Here is a 19,113-nt window from a genome sequence, read left to right on the forward strand (position 1 = left end):
GTCAGGCGCGCTCGCCAATCAAACGCTCAGCCTCGGCCACGCGCTCAAGCGTGCCAACATCCACCCAGTGCCCACGGTAGTGCTCACCGGTGACCTTGCCGGCCGCCATGGCCTGGCGCAGCAGCGGCGCCAACTTGAAGGCGCCGGGCTGAGAACCGTCGAACAGTGCCGGGTGCAGCACCGAAAGGCCACTGAAGGTCAGCGTGCCGGGTGCATCATCACCATCGACGACCTGCTCGCCCAGCAGGCGGAAGTCACCACGGCCGTGATGGCCAGGGTTGTCGACCAGCACCAGGTGGGCAAGGCCTTGCAAGGGGGCCAGCAGACAGGTGAAGTCGTAGTCGCTCCAGACGTCGCCGTTAACCAGCAGGAACGGCGCGTCACCCAGCAATGGCAGGGCCTTGAAGATGCCTCCACCGGTTTCCAGCGGCTCGCCCTCGGGTGAGTAATGAATACTCAGCCCGAACCGGCTGCCATCGCCCAAGTGATCTTCGATCTGCTGGCCGAGCCAGGCATGGTTGATCACCACCTCGCTAACCCCCGCCGCCGACAGGGCGTGCAGGTGGTACTCGATCAGCGGCTGGCCGGCCACCGGAATCAGTGGCTTGGGGGTATGCAGGGTCAATGGGCGCATGCGCTCGCCCTTGCCCGCTGCCAGGATCATTGCCTTCATGCACGCGCTCCGGCCTGCAACTCGGCAATCAGCTCACCCAGCTCCGACAATTCGGGCCGGCGGCCGATCACTTCTTCTATATAGGCGAAGAAACGCGGCACGTCGCCCAGGTAGCGCGGTTTGCCATCACGGTGGCAGATGCGGGCGAAAATGCCGATGACCTTCAGGTGGCGCTGCACGCCCATCAGGTCACTGGCACGCTGGAATTCATCAAAGTCGTCCTGCACCGGGATGCCCGCAGCCTTGGCCTGCTGCCAATAGTCTCGCAGCCAGCCTTCAACCCGTGCCTGCGGCCAGCTGAGAAAGGCGTCCTTGAACAGGCAGGTGATGTCGTAGGTGACCGGGCCGTACACCGCGTCCTGGAAGTCCAGTACGCCGGGGTTGGGGGTGCTCTGCATCAGATTGCGTGGCATGTAGTCACGGTGCACCAGCACCTTGGGCTGGGCCAGGGCGCTGTCGATCAGCAGCTGGCTGACGCGCTGCCAGGTGGCTTTCTGCGCTTCGCTCAAGGCCACGCCAAGCTCACGGCCCACGTACCACTCGGGAAAAAGCTCTACCTCACGGCGCAGCAGGGCATCGTCGTATCTGGGCAGCGGCGCTTCCATTGGCAGGTGCTGGAAGGCCAGCAAGGCCTCGATGGCGTCGGCGAACAGGCTATCGGCGTTGCCTGCATCAATCACATCAAGGTATGTCTGGTGGCCCAGATCACCCAGCAGCAGGAAACCGCGCTCCAGGTCTTCAGCATGGATCAGCGGCACATGCACGCCAGCGCTGGCCAGCAGGTGGTCGATGGCGACGAACGGTCGGCAGTTCTCCTGCGGGGGGGGCGCATCCATGATCACAAAGCTGTGGCCAGCGCCCTGCCAGCGGAAGTAGCGGCGGAAGCTTGCGTCGCTGCTGGCCGCGGTCAGGCTGCCTGCGGGCACTTCGCCCCAGCCGTTGTTCAGGAAAAGATCTTTGAGCTGCTCAGCGAGCCAGACCGTCAGTTGTTGCAAGCGTACATCGTGTTCAGGCATTACAAGGGTCTCCGACGGCCCTAGCCGTCAAGCGGGTCATGCTTTATTATCCAGCATCTTTTTCAGACCATCGAGAGGCGTGCGGCCCCACACGCGGGCAGATGGCACGCAGGAAGCCCGGACTAATAAGATGGCATTGAAATCCCCCGCGTTTCGTAGAAAGTTTCCGTTGCTGGTAACCGGCGGTCTGCTGGCCCTGCAACCTCTGGCCACCTCATACGTAGTGGCAGCCGAACAATTCGACTGCCAAGTGTCCGCCTCCGGTGGTTGGGACTGCAAGCCCAAAGCGCCAGTCAACAACCTGCCGCCGCGCCCGGTGCACGAGGGTGCGGCCGTCAGCTCCGGCACAGAAGCCGCGAGCGACGCCGAAACCGCGGACCAGCCGATGCTGGTCACCGAGGCCAAGGGCCGTGGCCTGAAGTCGCGCAGCGAAGACTACAGCCACCTGGACTGGGTACCGCGTGACAAGCTGACTGCCGCGCAGTTGGCCGAAACCGGCCCGTATTGCGGTGGCGCGTATGTCGAGCCACCCCGCCCGGGCATGGCCGACACCACGCCCAAGGACGAGTCGCCGACCTACATCAACGCCAAGGTGTCCAAGTACCAGCAGGAGCAGCAGATCGCTACCCTCGCCGGTGACGTGGTAATGCGCCAGGGCAGCATGCAGGCCGAAGCCGACGAGGCCAACCTCTACCAGACCGAAAACCGTGGCGAGCTCAAGGGCAACGTCAAGATCCGTGACAACGGTTCGCTGGTGGTCGGTGACGAGGCACAGATCCAGCTCGACACGGGCGAAGCCCAGGTCGACAACGCCGAATACGTGATGCACAAGTCGCACATCCGCGGCAGTGCCCTGTATGCCAAGCGTGGTGAAAACGCCATCATCCGCCTCAAGGACGGTACGTACACCACCTGCGAACCGGGCAGCAACGCCTGGCAGCTGAAGGGCAACAACATCACCCTGAACCCGGCCACCGGTTTCGGTACGGCGACCAACGTTACGCTGCGGGTCAAGGATTTCCCGGTGTTCTACACACCGTACATCTACTTCCCGATCGACGACCGTCGCCAGTCCGGCTTCCTGCCGCCATCGTTCAGCAGCAGCAGCGACACCGGCTTCATGCTGGTCACGCCGTACTACTTCAACCTGGCGCCCAACTACGACGCCACGTTGTACCCGCGTTACATGACCAAACGCGGCCTGCTGATGGAAGGCGAGTTCCGCTACCTGACGCCTTCGAGCGAAGGCCAGTTCGGCGGCGCGTACCTGAACGACAAGAACGACGACCGCAAAGACCAGACTGACTACAAAGAGCAGCGCTGGATGGTCAACTGGCAGCACAAGGGCGGCCTGGACGAGCGCCTGATGGCCGAGGTGGATTACACCGACATCAGCGACCCGTTCTACTTCCAGGACCTGGAGTCCGACCAGATCGGCGTGGAAAGCCGGGACTTCCTGAACCAGCAAGGTGCGTTGACTTACCGTGGCGACAGCTACACCGCGCGGTTGAACGTACATGCCTACGAGATGGCGACCATCTCGCAGATCACGCCGTATGATCGTCTGCCGCAGATTACGCTCAATGGCGTACTGCCTTACAACCCGGGTGGTCTGGTTATGGGTTACGAGAGTGAAGCGGTACGCTTCGATCGTGACCTGAAGGACGATTTCGTGCGGGACAAGGATGGCAATCCTGACTTCTCCGCCGGTGCAGCTGGCCGCCGCCTGGACCAGAACGTCAGCGGCATTGCCCGTGCCAACGGCAACCGCTTCAATGTCGCACCGTCGATCAGCCTGCCGATGGAAGCCAGTTATGGCTACCTGACCCCTAAACTGAAATATGCGTATACCCACTACGACCTCGACCTGGACAGCCAGGGCAAGGCGCAGGCGATCACGCAATCTGCCAATCCGGCGTATGGCAGCTACAACAGCTCGCTAAACCGCGACATCCCGATCTTCAGCGTGGACAGTGGGCTTTACTTCGACCGCAACACGTCGATGTTCGGCACCAACTACAAGCAGACTCTTGAGCCGCGCCTGTTCTATCTCAACGTCCCATACAAGGACCAGAGAGACATCCCGCTGTTCGACTCGGGCGAAACCCTGTTCAGCTACGACTCGCTGTTCCGCGACAACCGCTTCAGTGGCACCGACCGTATCGGCGACGAGAACAAGCTCTCGCTGGGCGTGACGACCCGCTGGATCGAAGACAACGGCTTCGAGCGCCAGAACTTCAGTATTGGCCAGGCGTATTACTTCAAAGATCGCAAGGTCCAGTTGCCGGGTATCAACTACCGCACCCGTACCGACTCGCAGTCCGACGTGTCGCCATACGCCTTGCTGTACAACTACTACTTCAACCGCGACTGGCGCTTCAATTCGGACTTCAACTGGGACCCGGACAGCCGCAGCACCCGTTCGGGCAGCGCGATGTTCCACTACCAGCCTGAAGACAATCCGAACAAGATCGTCAACCTCGGTTACCGCTACCGTAACGACACCATTTCCTACGACTCCACTACCGGTCAGTGGCGAGTTGGCGGTGGTGACTACGGCACCCCGGGCAGCGCGAACTACATCAAGGACTACTACAAGATCCAGCAGCATGACTTCTCGGTCATCTGGCCGATCGTTCCGCAGTGGAACGTCATCGCCCGCTGGCAGCATGACTACAACCGTAACCGCACCCTGGAAGCCATGGGTGGTTTCGAGTACGACAACTGCTGCTGGAAGCTGCGCCTGATCAACCGTTACTGGATTGATTACGACGACTTCAGCCAGGCACTTCCGGCGAACGAAAAAGGCGACCACGGCATCTTCCTTCAGATCGTTCTGAAAGGCCTCGGTGGCGTAGTGGGCAACAAGGTCGAATCTTTCCTCGACCAAGGCATTCAAGGTTACCGTGAACGTGAAGACCAAGCTTATTGATCGTCTGCGCCCAGTGTTGCTGGGTGCCGCTTTGCTGAGTGGCGCGGTGCATGCCGCGGTACAACCTCTTGATCGCGTGGTGGCCATCGTCGACAACGACGTGGTCATGCAAAGCCAGCTGGACCAGCGCGTCCACGAGGTGCAGCAAACCATCGCCAAACGCGGCGGCGGCGTGCCGCCGACCGGTGCCCTGGAACAGCAGGTACTGGAACGCCTGATCGTCGAAAACCTGCAACTGCAGATCGGCGAGCGTTCCGGCATCCGCATCACCGACGAAGAGCTGAACCAGGCCATCGGCACCATTGCCCAGCGCAATGGCATGTCGCTGGACCAGTTCCGCGCTGCCCTGGCCCATGACGGCCTGTCGTTCGACGACGCTCGCGAGCAGGTCAAGCGCGAGATGATCATCAGCCGCGTACGTCAGCGCCGCGTGGCCGAACGCATCCAGGTGTCGGAGCAGGAAGTGAAGAACTTCCTCAACTCTGACATGGGCAAGATGCAGATGTCGGAAGAGTACCGCCTGGCCAACATCCTGATTCCAACCCCGGAAGCGGCCAGCTCGGAAGACATCCAGAAGGCAGCACGCCAGGTTGGCGATGTGTACCAACAGCTCAAGCAAGGTGCGGACTTCGGCCAGCTGGCCATTGCCCGCTCTGCCAGCGAAAATGCCCTGGAAGGGGGCGAGATGGGCTGGCGTAAAGCCGGCCAGTTGCCACCAGACTTCGCCAAGATGCTCAGCAGCATGCCGGTCGGTGAAATCACTCAGCCCATCCGCATTCCCAACGGCTTCATCATCCTCAAGCTTGAGGAGAAGCGCGGTGGCAGCGAGAACGTGCTGCGTGACGAAGTGCATGTACGCCACATCCTGATCAAGCCAAGTGAAGTACGCAGCGAAGCCGCCACCGAGCAGTTGGCCGAGAAGCTCTACGAGCGGATCAACAACGGTGAAGACTTCGCCACCCTGGCCAAGAGCTTCTCGGAAGACCCGGGTTCGGCGCTTAACGGCGGCGACCTCAACTGGATCGACCCGAACAGCCTGGTACCGGAGTTCCGCGAACAGATGGCCAACGCCCAGCAAGGCGTGGTGACCAAGCCGTTCAAGACCCAGTACGGCTGGCACGTTCTGGAAGTGCTGGGCCGCCGTGCCACCGACAGCACCGAACAGGCACGTGAGCAACAGGCCCAGAGCGTTCTGCGCAACCGCAAGTACGACGAGGAGCTGCAAACCTGGCTGCGCCAGATTCGCGACGAAGCCTACGTTGAAATCAAGCTGCCTGGCGCTGACCAGGCCGCCCAGTGAAGCCCCAGCGCTTCGCCGTTACCCCCGGCGAGCCAGCCGGCATAGGTCCCGACCTGTGCCTGCTGCTCGCCGCAGACGCCCAGCCGCACCCCCTGATCGCCATCACCAGCCGTGACCTGCTCGCCGAGCGGGCCACGCAGCTGGGGCTGGCCGTCAACCTGCTGCCGGTAGCCCCGGGCCAATGGCCTGACCGGCCAGCACCTGCGGGTAGCCTGTACGTCTGGGATACCCCCCTGGCAGTGCCTGTAACGTCAGGCCAGCTCGACAAAGCCAACGCAGCGTTCGTGCTGGAAACCCTGACCCGCGCCGGGCAGGGCTGCCTGGACGGGCATTTCGCCGGGATGATCACCGCCCCTGTGCACAAGGGCGTGATCAACGAAAGCGGTATCGCCTTCTCCGGGCATACCGAGTTCCTTGCTGAGCTGACCCACACCGCGCAAGTGGTAATGATGCTGGCCACCCGCGGCCTGCGCGTGGCCCTGGTGACCACGCACCTGCCGCTGCGTGATATTGCCGACGCCATCACTGCCGAGCGCGTCGAACGTGTAACCCGTATCCTGCATGCCGACATGCGCGACAAGTTCGGCATTGCCAACCCGCGCATACTGGTGTGCGGCCTCAACCCGCACGCGGGCGAGGGCGGCCACCTGGGCCGCGAAGAAATCGACATCATCGAACCGACCCTGGCCCGCCTGCGCACCGAAGGCATGGACCTGCGCGGGCCGCTGCCGGCCGATACCCTGTTTACCCCCAAATATCTGGAGCACTGCGACGCGGTGCTGGCGATGTACCACGACCAAGGCCTGCCTGTACTCAAGTACAAAGGCTTCGGCGCCGCCGTCAACGTGACCCTGGGCCTGCCGATCATCCGCACGTCGGTAGACCACGGCACCGCCCTGGACCTCGCCGGCACCGGCAACGTTGACACCGGCAGCCTGCGCGTCGCGCTGGAAACCGCCTACCAGATGGCCGAGAACCGACCATGAACGAGCAATACCAACACCGGGCGCGCAAGCGCTTCGGCCAGAACTTCCTGCACGACGCCGGCATCATCGACCGCATCCTGCGTGCCATCCACGCCAAGCCCGGCGAACACCTGCTGGAAATCGGCCCGGGCCAAGGCGCCCTGACCGAAGGCCTGCTGAGCAGTGGTGCGCAGCTTGACGTCGTGGAACTGGACAAGGACCTGGTGCCGATCCTGCAGCACAAGTTTGCTGATTACAGCAACTTCCGCCTGCACCAGGGCGACGCCCTGAAGTTCGATTTCCACCAGCTGGGCGTGCCACCGCGCAGCCTCAAGGTGGTGGGCAACCTGCCCTACAACATTTCCACCCCACTGATCTTCCACCTGCTCAGCCACGCCGGGCTGATCCGCGACATGCACTTCATGCTGCAAAAGGAAGTGGTCGAGCGCATGGCCGCTGGCCCTGGCGGTGGTGACTGGGGCCGTTTGTCGATCATGGTGCAGTACCACTGCCGCGTGGAGCACCTGTTCAACGTTGGCCCTGGTGCTTTCAACCCGCCGCCAAAGGTGGACTCGGCGATCGTTCGCCTGGTGCCGCACGAAGTGCTGCCGTTCCCGGCCAAGGATCACCTGCTGCTGGAGCGCGTCGTTCGCGAAGCCTTCAACCAGCGCCGCAAGACCCTGCGCAACACCTTGAAAGGTCTGCTCGACAGCGCGGCTATCGAAGCCGCAGGTGTGGACGGCAGCCTGCGCCCTGAACAGCTCGACCTGGCAGCCTTCGTGCGCCTGGCCGACCAGTTGGCAGACCAGCAAGCCTGATTTCGCCTGAGCCAGCCTCTTCGCGGGCTCGCCCGCTCCCACAGGTTAATCACCCCCTGCAAATGTGGTGAAATCCTGTGGGAGCGGGCGAGCCCGCGAAGAGGCCAGTTCAGACAACACAAATCCTCCCCCTCTACACCGCTAGCCCTTCCCCCTGCCAATGGCCTAGACTGCATTATTGCGTCAGCTCGCCCAAGGCCATTGCATGTCCGATCCCCGCTATCTGATCGACGTCAGCGTCGTGACCCGCTACCTCAAAGAACAATCCGACCCCGAAAACAGTCGTTTCGCCTTCGCTTACACCATCACCGTGCACAACAGCGGCTCGCTCAAGGCCAAGCTGCTGTCACGCCACTGGCTGATCACCAATGGTGATGGCGAGGTCGAGGAAGTGCGCGGCTCCGGCGTGGTTGGCCAACAACCTAACATCGACCCGGGCCAGAGCCACACCTATAGCAGCGGCGCGGTAATCACTACCCGCGTGGGCACCATGCAGGGCAGTTACCAGATGTTCGCCGAAGACGGCAAACGCTTCGACGCCGAGATCGCCCCGTTCCGCCTGGCGGTACCCGGCGCGCTGCACTGATGGCTACCTACGCCGTCGGTGACCTGCAGGGCTGCCTGCAGCCGCTCAAGTGCCTGCTAGAGCGGGTCAGGTTCAACCCTGCCGCCGACCGCCTGTGGCTGGTCGGCGACCTGGTCAACCGCGGGCCCGAATCACTGGAAACCCTGCGCTTTCTGTATTCGATCCGCCAGTCGCTGGTCTGCGTGCTGGGCAACCATGACCTGCACCTGCTGGCCGCCTGGCACAACGTCGAGCGCCTGAAGAAAAGCGACACGCTGCGCGAGATTATCGAAGCACCGGACGCCGACCTGCTGTTCCACTGGCTGCGCCAGCAGAAGCTGCTGCATTACGACGAGGCACGTGGCATTGCCATGGCGCACGCCGGCATCCCGCCACAGTGGACTCTCGGCCAGGCACTTGGCCTTGCAGCGGAGGTGGAAGAAGTACTGCGCGACGATGGCCGCCTGAAGCTGTACCTCGACGGCATGTACGGCAACGAGCCGAACAAGTGGAGTAAAAACCTCACCGGCATCGAACGCCTGCGGGTCATTACCAACTACTTCACACGCATGCGTTTCTGCACTGCCGAGGGCAAGCTCGACCTCAAGAGCAAGGAAGGCCTGGGTACCGCTCCCAAGGGGTACAAGCCCTGGTTTGCACACAAGGACCGCCGCTCGCGCCACGTCAAGATCATCTTCGGCCATTGGGCCGCCCTCGAAGGCCGCGTCGACGAGCCAGGTGTAATCGCCCTGGACACCGGCTGCGTGTGGGGCGGCGCCATGACCCTGTATAACGTCGACACCGGCGAATACCAGCGCTGCGACTGCGCCGACGACGGCACCCTGCGCCAGCCGGCACAACCCACTACACTCAATGACCACACCTGAAGGAAGTAGTACCCATGAGCGAATTCAAGCGCATCCCTCCCGAGCAGGCCTTGGAGCTTCGCAAGCAAGAAGGTGCGGTCGTCGTCGACATTCGTGACTCGCAAGCCTTCGCCGCCGGCCACATCACCGGCGCCCGGCACCTGGACAACCATTCGGTTGCCGACTTCATCCGCAGCGCCGACCTCGACGCCCCCACGCTGGTGGTCTGCTACCACGGCAATTCCAGCCAGAGCGCTGCTGCGTACCTGGTAGGCCAGGGTTTCTCCGACGTGTACAGCGTGGACGGCGGCTTTGAACTGTGGCGCAACACCTTCCCCGCCGAGACCGCCCAAGGCGCCGCAGAATAATTTTTTCATCAATACTGCAGCCCGCGCCCCGTGCGGGCTTGCGGCTTATCTGACGAACGGTCGTTCGCAACTTCTTCCCTCCCTCGCCCTTGACCTTGCAGATAACCAACTACGCTTAAGCACAGGCCATCCAAAAAAGGGGAGAGCCGGTACACCGGCGTGCGGGTCATCGGTAGCGTTACAGGGTGTTCTGGGGGGTATACAGCAATCGGTGAACCCGGTTGCATGCCAGCATCAGCTGACTGATCCGGCGTCGTCTCCACGTATCGAGCGAGGTGACGTCATGAGTATTTTTAGCCACTTCCAACAACGTTTCGAGTCCACGCGCCAGGAAGAACTCTCGCTGCAGGAGTACCTCGAGCTGTGCAAAGGGGATCGCAGTGCCTACGCATCGGCGGCCGAACGGCTGTTGCTGGCCATCGGTGAGCCAGAGCTGATCGACACCTCTACCAACTCCAGGCTGTCGCGAATCTTCTCCAACAAGGTTATCCGCCGCTATCCGGCCTTTGCCGACTTCCATGGCATGGAAGAGTGCATCGACCAGATCGTGTCGTACTTCCGCCACGCCGCCCAAGGCCTGGAAGAGAAGAAACAGATCCTCTATCTGCTGGGCCCGGTAGGCGGCGGCAAGTCGTCGCTGGCCGAGAAACTCAAGCAGCTGATGGAGAAAGTGCCGTTTTATGCCATCAAGGGCTCGCCAGTATTCGAGTCACCATTGGGCTTGTTCAACGCCACCGAAGATGGGGCCATACTCGAGGAAGAGTTTGGGATCTCACGGCGCTACCTGAATACCATCATGTCGCCATGGGCCACCAAGCGCCTGCAAGAATTTGGCGGTGACATTTCCAAGTTCAAAGTGGTCAAACTTTACCCTTCGATTCTCAACCAGATTGCCATTGCCAAGACCGAACCCGGCGATGAAAACAACCAGGACATTTCTGCGCTGGTCGGCAAGGTCGATATCCGTAAGCTCGAGGAATTCCCGCAGAACGACGCCGATGCCTACAGCTATTCGGGCGCACTGTGCCGGGCCAACCAGGGCTTGATGGAGTTCGTCGAAATGTTCAAGGCACCGATCAAGGTGCTGCACCCACTGCTTACCGCCACCCAGGAAGGTAACTACAACAGTACTGAAGGGTTGGGCGCGATCCCCTACACCGGCATTCTGCTGGCTCACTCCAACGAATCGGAGTGGCACACCTTCCGCAACAACAAGAACAACGAAGCGTTCATCGACCGGATTTACATCGTCAAGGTGCCGTACTGCTTGCGGGTCAGCGACGAAATCAAGATCTACGACAAACTGCTGGTCAACAGTTCGCTGTCCAAGGCCCATTGCGCGCCAGACACGCTGAAGATGCTGGCCCAGTTCACCGTGCTCTCGCGCCTCAAAGAGCCGGAAAACTCCAACATCTACTCGAAGATGCGCGTCTACGACGGCGAAAACCTCAAGGATACCGATCCGAAAGCCAAATCGATGCAGGAGTACCGGGACTCGGCAGGCGTCGACGAGGGCATGAACGGCCTCTCTACCCGCTTTGCCTTCAAGATTCTGTCCAAGGTATTCAACTTCGACCCGCACGAAATTGCCGCCAACCCGGTACATCTGCTGTATGTGCTGGAGCAACAGATCGAACAGGAACAATTCCCTGCCGAAGTGCGTGAACGCTACCTGCGCTACCTCAAGGAATACCTGGCACCGCGTTACATCGAGTTTATCGGCAAGGAAATCCAGACCGCTTACCTGGAGTCTTACAGCGAATACGGCCAGAACATCTTCGACCGCTACGTGCTGTACGCCGACTTCTGGATTCAGGACCAGGAATACCGCGACCCGGAAACCGGCGAAATCCTCAACCGCATCGCCCTCAACGAAGAGCTGGAGAAGATCGAGAAGCCTGCGGGCATCAGCAATCCGAAAGACTTCCGTAACGAGATCGTCAACTTCGTACTGCGCGCACGCGCCAACAATAATGGCAAGAACCCAAGCTGGCTGAGCTACGAGAAGCTGCGGGTGGTGATCGAGAAGAAAATGTTCTCCAACACCGAAGATCTGCTGCCGGTCATCAGCTTCAACGCCAAGGCCAGCAAAGAGGACCAGAAGAAACACAACGACTTCGTCACCCGGATGGTGGAGCGTGGCTACACCGACAAACAGGTTCGTCTGCTGTCGGAATGGTACCTGCGGGTCAGGAAATCGCAATAAAGCGGCAAGCTACACGCCGTTCGCCTGGGGCTGGCCTTTCAGCCGCAGGCGACGGCAGCTGTTGTTACGTGCAGCTCGTAGCTTGAAGCGTGCAGCTGTTCCCAGCTACCGGAGGGACCATGAGCTACGTTATAGACCGACGCCTGAACGGCAAGAACAAAAGCACGGTCAACCGCCAGCGTTTTCTGCGGCGTTACCGTGAACATATCAAGAAGGCCGTCGAAGAGGCCGTGAGCCGCCGCTCCATCATGGACATGGAACATGGCGAGCAGATCAGCATTCCGGGACGGGACATCGATGAACCGGTGCTTCATCACGGCCGGGGCGGCAAACAGACCGTCGTGCACCCAGGCAACAAGGAATTCACTGCCGGCGAACACATCGCCAGGCCACAAGGTGGTGGTGGCGGCGGCGGTGGCCGTGGCAAAGCGGGCAATTCCGGCGAAGGCATGGATGAGTTCGTGTTTCAGATCACCCAGGAAGAGTTTCTCGAATTCATGTTCGAGGACCTTGAATTGCCTAACCTGGTCAAACGCCACATTACCGGTACCGACACGTTCAAGACCGTGCGCGCGGGTATCGCCAACGAAGGCAACCCGTCACGCATCAATATTGTGCGCACCCTGCGTTCAGCGCATGCCCGGCGTATCGCCCTCACCGGCAGCAGCCGCGCATTGCTGCGTGAAGCGCAAAAGGAACTGGCCCGGTTGAAGGTTGAAGAGCCAGCGAATTTTACCGACATCCAGGAGGTCGAGCAGGAAATTGAACGCCTGAAAGCTCGCATCAACCGCCTGCCCTTCCTCGACACCTTCGACCTGAAGTACAACCTGCTGGTCAAACAGCCCAACCCAAGCTCCAAGGCGGTGATGTTCTGCCTGATGGACGTATCCGGCTCGATGACACAAGCCACCAAGGACATCGCCAAACGCTTCTTCATCCTGTTGTACCTGTTCCTCAAGCGTAACTACGACCGCATCGAAGTGGTGTTCATCCGCCACCACACCAGTGCCCGCGAAGTGGACGAAGAAGAGTTTTTCTACTCCCGGGAAACCGGCGGCACCATTGTCTCCAGCGCACTCAAGCTGATGCAGGAGATCATGGCCGAACGTTACCCGGCCAGCGACTGGAACATCTACGCCGCCCAGGCCTCCGACGGCGACAACTGGAACGACGACTCGCCGATCTGTCGCGAGATCCTGTCCAAACAGATCATGCCGCATGTGCAGTACTACACTTACGTCGAGATTACCCCCCGTGAGCATCAGGCGCTGTGGTACGAATACGAGCGCATCGGCGAGGGTTTCCCTGACACGTTCGCCCAGCAGCAGTTGGTTTCGGCCGGCGACATCTACCCGGTCTTCCGTGAACTCTTCCAGCGCAGGTTAGCCACATGACCGCCAGAGCACAGAGACGCCAACCCATTTCCACCGGGTCCGAGTGGACGTTCGAGCTGATCCAGACCTACGACCGGGAAATCAGCCGCCTGGCCGAGCGTTACGCTCTGGACACTTATCCCAACCAGATCGAGGTGATCACTGCCGAGCAGATGATGGACGCCTATGCCTCGGTCGGCATGCCGCTGGGTTACCACCACTGGTCCTACGGCAAGCAATTCCTCAGCACGGAAAAGTCATACAGCCGCGGCCAGATGGGCCTGGCCTATGAAATCGTGATCAACTCAGACCCCTGCATCGCGTACCTGATGGAAGAAAACACTATGTGCATGCAGGCACTGGTAATTGCCCACGCCTGCTATGGCCACAACAGTTTCTTCAAAGGTAACTACCTGTTCCGCACCTGGACCGACGCCAGTTCCATCATCGATTACCTGGTGTTTGCCAAGCAGTACATCGCCCAGTGCGAAGAGCGCCATGGCATCGACGCCGTGGAAGACCTGATCGACTCCTGCCACGCCCTCATGAACTACGGCGTGGACCGCTACAAGCGCCCCTACCCTATCTCTGCAGAAGAAGAGCGCCGCCGCCAGAAAGAACGCGAGGAGCATCTGCAACGCCAGATCAACGATTTGTGGCGCACGATCCCGAAAAGCGCAGAAAAAGGTAACGAACGCGATGAAGGGCGCTTCCCCGCCGAGCCTCAGGAGAACATCCTGTATTTCATCGAGAAAAATGCCCCACTGCTCGAGCCCTGGCAGCGCGAAGTGGTGCGCATCGTGCGCAAGATCGCCCAGTACTTCTACCCGCAGCGCCAGACCCAGGTGATGAATGAAGGCTGGGCAACCTTCTGGCATTACACGCTGATGAACGACCTGTACGACGAAGGGCTGATTACTGAAGGCTTCATGATGGAGTTTTTGCAGTCGCACACCAGCGTGGTGTTCCAGCCCGGCTTCGACAGCCCCTATTACAACGGCATCAACCCCTATGCACTGGGCTTTGCGATGTACACCGACATCCGCCGCATGTGCGAAAACCCGACCGAGGAAGATCGCCACTGGTTCCCAGACGTTGCCGGCAGTGATTGGCTTTCTACCATCAAGTTCGCCATGAGTAGCTTCAAGGACGAAAGCTTCATCCTGCAATACCTTTCGCCCAAAGTGATGCGCGACCTCAAGCTGTTCAGCATCCTCGATGACGATCAGCGTGACGACTTGCTCGTACCTGCCATTCATGATGAAGCCGGCTACCGGGTCATTCGTGAACTGCTGGCCGCGCAGTACAACCTGGGCAACCGTGAACCGAACGTGCAGATCTGGAGCGTCGACCGGCGTGGTGACCGCTCGCTGACCCTGCGCCACCAGCAACACAACCGCAAACCGCTGGGCGAGTCCACCGATGAAGTGCTCAAGCACCTGCACCGCCTGTGGGGCTTCGATATCCACCTGGAGACCGTGCAGGGCGAGCAAGTGATGAAAACTCACCACATGCCACCCCGTGGCGAGCACGGCGAAAGCGCCGACTACGGGCGCATGGATCTGGCTGTCATTCACCACCTCTAGTGCAACGCCATAACAGCCGACGGGTTATCCTGTCGGCAGTTATGGAGAGCTGCACATGCACATCTACAAAGTCGGCGGCGCCGTGCGCGACCGCCTGCTCGGCCTTCCTGTCAGCGATATCGACTGGCTGGTGGTGGGCGCTACCGTCGAAGAAATGCACGCCAACGGTTATCGGCCGGTGGGCGCTGATTTTCCGGTGTTTCTGCACCCGAAAACCGGCGAGGAATATGCCTTGGCACGCACTGAACGCAAAAGCGGGCGTGGTTATGGCGGGTTCACTTTTCACGCCAGCCCTGACGTGACCCTGGAAGAAGACCTGATCCGCCGTGACCTGACCATCAACGCGATGGCCGAGGACGAAGCGGGCAATGTGTACGACCCCTACCACGGCAAAGATGATCTCGAAAGGCGCCTTTTACGCCATGTTTCTCAGGCATTTGCCGAAGATCCGTTGCGCGTATTGCGTGTTGCGCGCTTTGCTGCCCGTTACGCACCGTTGGGCTTCCGAGTTGCCGAAGAAACACTTGTACTGATGCGCCAGATCAGCGCCTCGGGCGAGCTTCAAGCACTGACCGCCGAGCGCAGCTGGAAGGAAATCGAGCGCGCGCTGATGGAAGCGCAACCGCAGGCATTCTTCCAGGTACTGCGTGCCTGTGGGGCTTTGCAGGAGCTGCTGCCTGAGCTTGATGACGATACCCAGGCACTGGCAGCACTGGAGCAAGCAGCTGCGCACGAACAGCCTCTGCACGTGCGCTGGGCCTGCCTGTTGCACCAGTTGCCCCCCTCCGCAATCAAAGTGGTCAATCAGCGCCTCAAGGCGCCGCGGGAATGCCAGGAACTGGCGCTGTTGACGGGAGAATGTCTGGCACTGGCGAGTCAGGCGCTGGAGCTGCCCGCCACGGCACTGCTTGAGCTGCTGCAGAAGTTTGATGTGTACCGGCGGCCGCAGCGGTTTGAGGATTTCCTCAGCGCTTGTGAAATGACTGCGCTGGGCCTGGGCAAAGCGGGTTATCCACAGGCCGAATATCTGCGTGGCGCAGCAGCGGCGGCGCGAGCGGTGGATGTGAAACCGTTGGTGCAGACAGGGCTGACTGGCCAGGCACTGGGTGAAGCGCTCAAAGCTGAGCGACTGAAAGCGCTTGAGGCTTACAAACCTACCTGACCAACACAATACCTGTGGGGGCGGGCATGCCCGCGAAGAATCCGACGCGATGGATGGCACCGGCTTTGCCGGTGTTCGCGGGCACGCCCGCTCCCACAGTGACCGCGAAAGCCCGTCAGGCCGGAGTTAGCTGCAACCCACGCCACTCAAAGGCGACCGGGGCCAGGACCTGGTCGATTCGCGCCTCCTGCCATACCTGTGCCATGGTCTTGCCCACCCCCGGATGAACCAGTTCAGGGGCCAGCAACGACAGCGGCCACAGCACAAAAGCGTTCTTCAGGATCTCGGCCCGGGGCAGCACAAGCCCATCGAAGGTACCGTGCAGATCGTCATACATCAGCACGTCGATATCCAGCGGCAGCCCTTTGCGGTCCGGCGCATAACGGCCATTCTCGGCCTCGATGAACTTCAACCGGCGGTCCAGTTCGATCAACGGCAGCGCGGTTTTACCGGTCACTACGAAATTGATGAACGGCCCGCTCTTGATCCCCACCGCCTGGCTTTCGAACGCCGGCGAGCAGCGCATGTCGGTCAGGATGCCCGCCAACGCATCGAGCCCGGCGCACAAATGCGCTTCACGGTCGATGTTGCTGCCAAGGCCCAGGTAAACCGTGCTCAGAGACATCCGCGCTCGATCTCCACGCCAACACCGCCACGGGCCGCCGGTACCGCGCCCGGCTTGGTCAGTTTCAACCGCACCCATGGGATACGGAATTCTTCCATCAAGGTTGCCACCAGGCGCTCGGCAAAGGTTTCCACCAACTCGAAACGGGCCTGCTCGGCAAACGCCTGGATACGGGCCGACACGCTGGCGTAGTCCAGCGCCAGGCTAAGGTCGTCACCTGCTGCAGCCGGGCGGTTATCCCAGGCAAAGCTGAGGTCCAGGCGCAAGCACTGGCGAATATCCCGCTCCCAGTCATAGGCACCGATGACGGTATCGACTTCCAGGCCTTCGATGAACACTCTGTCCAAGCACTTCTCTCCACAGCACGACAAGGGCGACTGGCGCCGTTAGAATCAGGGCGTCCTCGCCCGGAATAGTTAGCATGTTTTGGTTACTGGCGCTGTTCGCCTACCTGCTCGGCTCACTGTCCTTTGCCATTCTCCTCAGCCGCCTTTCGGGCAGCCCGGACCCGCGTTCCAGCGGCTCAGGCAATGCCGGCGCCACCAACATGCTACGCCTGGCAGGCCGCAAACTGGCGATCCTGACCCTGCTTGGCGACCTGTGCAAGGGCCTTGTGCCGCTATTGCTCGCTCGCCTTGCCGGGCTGGACCTGCAGGCGCAAGCCTGGGTGGGCGTCTGCGCGGTGCTGGGCCACCTGTTCCCGCTGTACTTCCGCTTTCAGGGCGGCAAGGGCGTGGCGACGGCTGCCGGCATGCTCATGGGCCTGTACTTCCCGGCCGCGCTACTGGCCATCGGCGCCTGGCTGCTGACCTTCTACCTCACCCGTACCAGCTCGCTGGCGGCGCTGATTGCCACCCCACTGACCTTGCCATTGCTGGCCTGGCGCGAGCCCGAAGCCCTGCTGCCGATCACCGTGCTGACAGTGATGATCGTGTGGCGCCACCGCAACAACCTGCGCGACTTGTTCGCCGGGCGCGAACGGCATTTCTGAACGCTCTGCCCCAGACCTTACAGCGGCGGTAGCTGCTCCATCGGCCAGCGTGCCTGCACGCTGATCGCCAGGTCCTGCTGCTGCCCGGCCAACAGGCGCTGGCAACCGGCGTAAGCGATCATCGCGCCGTTGTCGGTACAGAACTGCGGGCGCGCGTAGTACACGTTGCCCTTGATGCTGCCGAGCATGTCCTCAAGGGACGCGCGCAAGGCCTTGTTGGCACTCACGCCACCCGCGATGACCAGGCGTTTCAGGCCTGTCTGCTTGAGCGCCCGCTTGCACTTGATGGTCAAAGTCTCCACCACCGCGTGCTGGAATGCCAGGGACACGTCGCAACGGGTTTGCTCACCGTCGTCGCCAGCGTTCTTGCACTGCTGCCAGGTGTTCAGGGCGAAAGTCTTGAGGCCACTGAAGCTGAACTCCAGGCCCGGGCGATCGGTCATCGGCCGAGGGAACACGAAACGGCCAGGCACGCCCTGCTCTGCCAGACGCGCGATTTCCGGGCCTCCCGGGTAGTTGAGGCCGATCAGCTTGGCGGTCTTGTCGAACGCTTCGCCGGCGGCATCATCCAGGCTCTCGCCCAGCAACTCGTACTGACCGATCCCGTCGACCCGAACCAGTTGGGTGTGGCCGCCAGAAACCAACAAAGCGACGAACGGAAACTCAGGTGGGTTCTGTTCCAGCATGGGCGCCAGCAAATGGCCTTCCATGTGGTGCACGCCAATCGCCGGAATGTCCCAGGCAAAGGCCAGCGCCTGGGCGCAGGAGGCGCCCACCAGCAATGCGCCGACCAGGCCAGGGCCCGCGGTATAGGCAATGGCGTCGATCTCGGTAGCAACGCAGCCCGCCTCCTCCAGCACCTGGCGGATGAGCGGCAACATGCGCTTCACGTGGTCACGCGAGGCAAGCTCGGGCACTACACCGCCAAACACGCGGTGCAGGTCAATCTGGCTGAACAGTGCGTCGGCCAACAAACCGCGCTCGCTGTCGTATAATGCGACGCCAGTTTCGTCGCAGGATGTTTCCAATCCCAGTACTAGCATGGGCTCGTCCCTTGTGGGGGCTGAATTCGAAGGCGCGCATGATAGTCCCCGTGTCGGACGCCGACCAGCGGTTTTCGATCAGAGGCTTTGCATTCCGGCTTGCTAAAGGTTAACATCCGCAACCCTTGAAAACCGACGTTCTCCAGCACACCTTTGTTTTGCCAGGAGCACGTCTACCCCGGTAATGAATTAAGGTAGCTCTGGATGCCAGCCGTCAAAGTTAAAGAGAACGAACCCTTCGACGTAGCTCTGCGTCGTTTCAAGCGCTCCTGCGAAAAAGCCGGTGTACTGGCTGAAGTTCGTAGCCGCGAGTTTTACGAGAAGCCGACCGCCGAGCGTAAGCGCAAAGCAGCTGCTGCTGTTAAGCGTCACGCCAAGAAAGTTCAGCGCGAACAGCGCCGCGCCGTTCGTCTGTACTAATACAGACGTTCTACGCAAAGCTTCTGCCCTGCCCGGCTAACCGCCGGGCAATGGCAGCGGTCGCTTCACACTTGAGCAGCTAGCTCAAGGCCCGGCACAAGCTTACGCGAACTGCACATGGGCAACCTGCCTGAAACGTCAGAGCTGGTCTTTCTTGCTGTATGACCAGGCGTGCACGTCCGACTGACGAGCCCTCACGGGCTG

Annotated in this window: 18 protein-coding genes; 13 read left to right on the forward strand and 5 right to left on the reverse strand. The window is 61.0% G+C overall.

The features are described from left to right. Position 1: 1 nt before the first annotated feature. Positions 2-673: a nucleotidyltransferase family protein gene (locus P0Y58_00165; GenBank protein ID WEK30640.1), complete on the reverse strand. Its 672-nt coding sequence runs from the start codon at positions 671-673 to the stop codon at positions 2-4. Beyond that, on the reverse strand, positions 670-1,689 hold the full coding sequence (locus tag P0Y58_00170; GenBank protein WEK30641.1) for a phosphotransferase: 1,020 nt from the start codon (positions 1,687-1,689) through the stop codon (positions 670-672). Before P0Y58_00170 ends, P0Y58_00165 begins: the two co-directional genes overlap by 4 nt. 130 nt (positions 1,690-1,819) lie before the next feature. Here P0Y58_00170 and P0Y58_00175 point away from each other — a divergent pair, with 130 nt between their 5' ends. From P0Y58_00175 to P0Y58_00225, 11 genes are all read left to right on the forward strand, one after another. Further along, positions 1,820-4,621, forward strand: a complete 2,802-nt coding sequence (locus P0Y58_00175; protein ID WEK30642.1) for an LPS-assembly protein LptD — start codon at positions 1,820-1,822, stop codon at positions 4,619-4,621. Further along, positions 4,602-5,921 (forward strand): peptidylprolyl isomerase SurA, encoded by a 1,320-nt coding sequence (gene surA, locus P0Y58_00180; protein WEK30643.1) that lies wholly within the window; start codon positions 4,602-4,604, stop codon positions 5,919-5,921. The genes P0Y58_00175 and surA overlap by 20 nt, the downstream gene beginning before the upstream one ends. Beyond that, on the forward strand, positions 5,918-6,907 hold the full coding sequence (gene pdxA / locus P0Y58_00185; GenBank protein WEK30644.1) for a 4-hydroxythreonine-4-phosphate dehydrogenase PdxA: 990 nt from the start codon (positions 5,918-5,920) through the stop codon (positions 6,905-6,907). The genes surA and pdxA overlap by 4 nt, the downstream gene beginning before the upstream one ends. Then, positions 6,904-7,704 carry a 16S rRNA (adenine(1518)-N(6)/adenine(1519)-N(6))-dimethyltransferase RsmA gene (gene rsmA / locus P0Y58_00190; protein ID WEK30645.1) on the forward strand — a complete coding sequence of 267 codons (801 nt, stop codon included), beginning with the start codon at positions 6,904-6,906 and terminating at the stop codon, positions 7,702-7,704. Before pdxA ends, rsmA begins: the two co-directional genes overlap by 4 nt. A gap of 205 nt (positions 7,705-7,909) precedes the next feature. Further along, positions 7,910-8,290, forward strand: coding sequence for a Co2+/Mg2+ efflux protein ApaG (gene apaG / locus P0Y58_00195; protein ID WEK30646.1), 381 nt, complete (start codon positions 7,910-7,912; stop codon positions 8,288-8,290). After that, positions 8,290-9,156 carry a symmetrical bis(5'-nucleosyl)-tetraphosphatase gene (locus P0Y58_00200; protein ID WEK30647.1) on the forward strand — a complete coding sequence of 289 codons (867 nt, stop codon included), beginning with the start codon at positions 8,290-8,292 and terminating at the stop codon, positions 9,154-9,156. The genes apaG and P0Y58_00200 overlap by 1 nt, the downstream gene beginning before the upstream one ends. A gap of 14 nt (positions 9,157-9,170) precedes the next feature. Then, entirely contained in the window at positions 9,171-9,503 is a 333-nt protein-coding gene (gene glpE, locus P0Y58_00205; GenBank protein WEK30648.1) for a thiosulfate sulfurtransferase GlpE, read from the forward strand. Between the two features lie 283 nt (positions 9,504-9,786). Beyond that, positions 9,787-11,709, forward strand: coding sequence for a PrkA family serine protein kinase (locus tag P0Y58_00210; GenBank protein ID WEK30649.1), 1,923 nt, complete (start codon positions 9,787-9,789; stop codon positions 11,707-11,709). A gap of 119 nt (positions 11,710-11,828) precedes the next feature. Continuing rightward, positions 11,829-13,103: a YeaH/YhbH family protein gene (locus tag P0Y58_00215; protein WEK30650.1), complete on the forward strand. Its 1,275-nt coding sequence runs from the start codon at positions 11,829-11,831 to the stop codon at positions 13,101-13,103. Further along, positions 13,100-14,668 carry a SpoVR family protein gene (locus tag P0Y58_00220; GenBank protein WEK30651.1) on the forward strand — a complete coding sequence of 523 codons (1,569 nt, stop codon included), beginning with the start codon at positions 13,100-13,102 and terminating at the stop codon, positions 14,666-14,668. The genes P0Y58_00215 and P0Y58_00220 overlap by 4 nt, the downstream gene beginning before the upstream one ends. Before the next feature lie 55 nt (positions 14,669-14,723). Next, a complete protein-coding gene (locus P0Y58_00225; protein ID WEK30652.1) occupies positions 14,724-15,830 on the forward strand; it encodes a multifunctional CCA tRNA nucleotidyl transferase/2'3'-cyclic phosphodiesterase/2'nucleotidase/phosphatase in 1,107 nt (368 codons plus the stop codon). Between the two features lie 115 nt (positions 15,831-15,945). Here the strand turns inward: P0Y58_00225 and folK are convergent, their stop codons facing one another. Both folK and folB read right to left on the reverse strand, forming a co-directional pair. Beyond that, positions 15,946-16,455 carry a 2-amino-4-hydroxy-6-hydroxymethyldihydropteridine diphosphokinase gene (gene folK / locus P0Y58_00230; GenBank protein WEK30653.1) on the reverse strand — a complete coding sequence of 170 codons (510 nt, stop codon included), beginning with the start codon at positions 16,453-16,455 and terminating at the stop codon, positions 15,946-15,948. Beyond that, entirely contained in the window at positions 16,446-16,802 is a 357-nt protein-coding gene (gene folB / locus P0Y58_00235) for a dihydroneopterin aldolase (protein ID WEK30654.1), read from the reverse strand. Before folB ends, folK begins: the two co-directional genes overlap by 10 nt. Before the next feature lie 74 nt (positions 16,803-16,876). On the opposite strand from folB, the gene plsY reads away from it, so the two are divergent. After that, positions 16,877-17,446, forward strand: a complete 570-nt coding sequence (gene plsY, locus P0Y58_00240) for a glycerol-3-phosphate 1-O-acyltransferase PlsY (GenBank protein WEK30655.1) — start codon at positions 16,877-16,879, stop codon at positions 17,444-17,446. 17 nt (positions 17,447-17,463) lie between these two features. Here plsY and tsaD read toward each other — a convergent pair whose 3' ends face one another. Further along, a complete protein-coding gene (gene tsaD, locus P0Y58_00245; GenBank protein ID WEK30656.1) occupies positions 17,464-18,489 on the reverse strand; it encodes a tRNA (adenosine(37)-N6)-threonylcarbamoyltransferase complex transferase subunit TsaD in 1,026 nt (341 codons plus the stop codon). 204 nt (positions 18,490-18,693) lie between these two features. Here tsaD and rpsU point away from each other — a divergent pair, with 204 nt between their 5' ends. Further along, positions 18,694-18,909 carry a 30S ribosomal protein S21 gene (rpsU, locus tag P0Y58_00250; GenBank protein ID WEK30657.1) on the forward strand — a complete coding sequence of 72 codons (216 nt, stop codon included), beginning with the start codon at positions 18,694-18,696 and terminating at the stop codon, positions 18,907-18,909. Positions 18,910-19,113 lie beyond the last annotated feature (204 nt).

Source organism: Candidatus Pseudomonas phytovorans (assembly GCA_029202525.1).
GTDB classification, from domain to species: Bacteria; Pseudomonadota; Gammaproteobacteria; order Pseudomonadales; family Pseudomonadaceae; genus Aquipseudomonas; species Aquipseudomonas phytovorans.

Coding starts and splice junctions, on each gene's coding strand:
- folK (WEK30653.1), bottom strand. CDS start 16,455: ATGTCTCTGAGCACGGTTTACCTGGGCCTTGGCAGCAACATCGACCGT.
- apaG (WEK30646.1), top strand. CDS start 7,910: ATGTCCGATCCCCGCTATCTGATCGACGTCAGCGTCGTGACCCGCTAC.
- P0Y58_00220 (WEK30651.1), top strand. CDS start 13,100: ATGACCGCCAGAGCACAGAGACGCCAACCCATTTCCACCGGGTCCGAG.
- glpE (WEK30648.1), top strand. CDS start 9,171: ATGAGCGAATTCAAGCGCATCCCTCCCGAGCAGGCCTTGGAGCTTCGC.
- P0Y58_00215 (WEK30650.1), top strand. CDS start 11,829: ATGAGCTACGTTATAGACCGACGCCTGAACGGCAAGAACAAAAGCACG.
- rsmA (WEK30645.1), top strand. CDS start 6,904: ATGAACGAGCAATACCAACACCGGGCGCGCAAGCGCTTCGGCCAGAAC.
- P0Y58_00225 (WEK30652.1), top strand. CDS start 14,724: ATGCACATCTACAAAGTCGGCGGCGCCGTGCGCGACCGCCTGCTCGGC.
- P0Y58_00200 (WEK30647.1), top strand. CDS start 8,290: ATGGCTACCTACGCCGTCGGTGACCTGCAGGGCTGCCTGCAGCCGCTC.
- P0Y58_00165 (WEK30640.1), bottom strand. CDS start 673: ATGAAGGCAATGATCCTGGCAGCGGGCAAGGGCGAGCGCATGCGCCCA.
- plsY (WEK30655.1), top strand. CDS start 16,877: ATGTTTTGGTTACTGGCGCTGTTCGCCTACCTGCTCGGCTCACTGTCC.
- P0Y58_00170 (WEK30641.1), bottom strand. CDS start 1,689: ATGCCTGAACACGATGTACGCTTGCAACAACTGACGGTCTGGCTCGCT.
- P0Y58_00210 (WEK30649.1), top strand. CDS start 9,787: ATGAGTATTTTTAGCCACTTCCAACAACGTTTCGAGTCCACGCGCCAG.
- tsaD (WEK30656.1), bottom strand. CDS start 18,489: ATGCTAGTACTGGGATTGGAAACATCCTGCGACGAAACTGGCGTCGCA.
- P0Y58_00175 (WEK30642.1), top strand. CDS start 1,820: ATGGCATTGAAATCCCCCGCGTTTCGTAGAAAGTTTCCGTTGCTGGTA.
- rpsU (WEK30657.1), top strand. CDS start 18,694: ATGCCAGCCGTCAAAGTTAAAGAGAACGAACCCTTCGACGTAGCTCTG.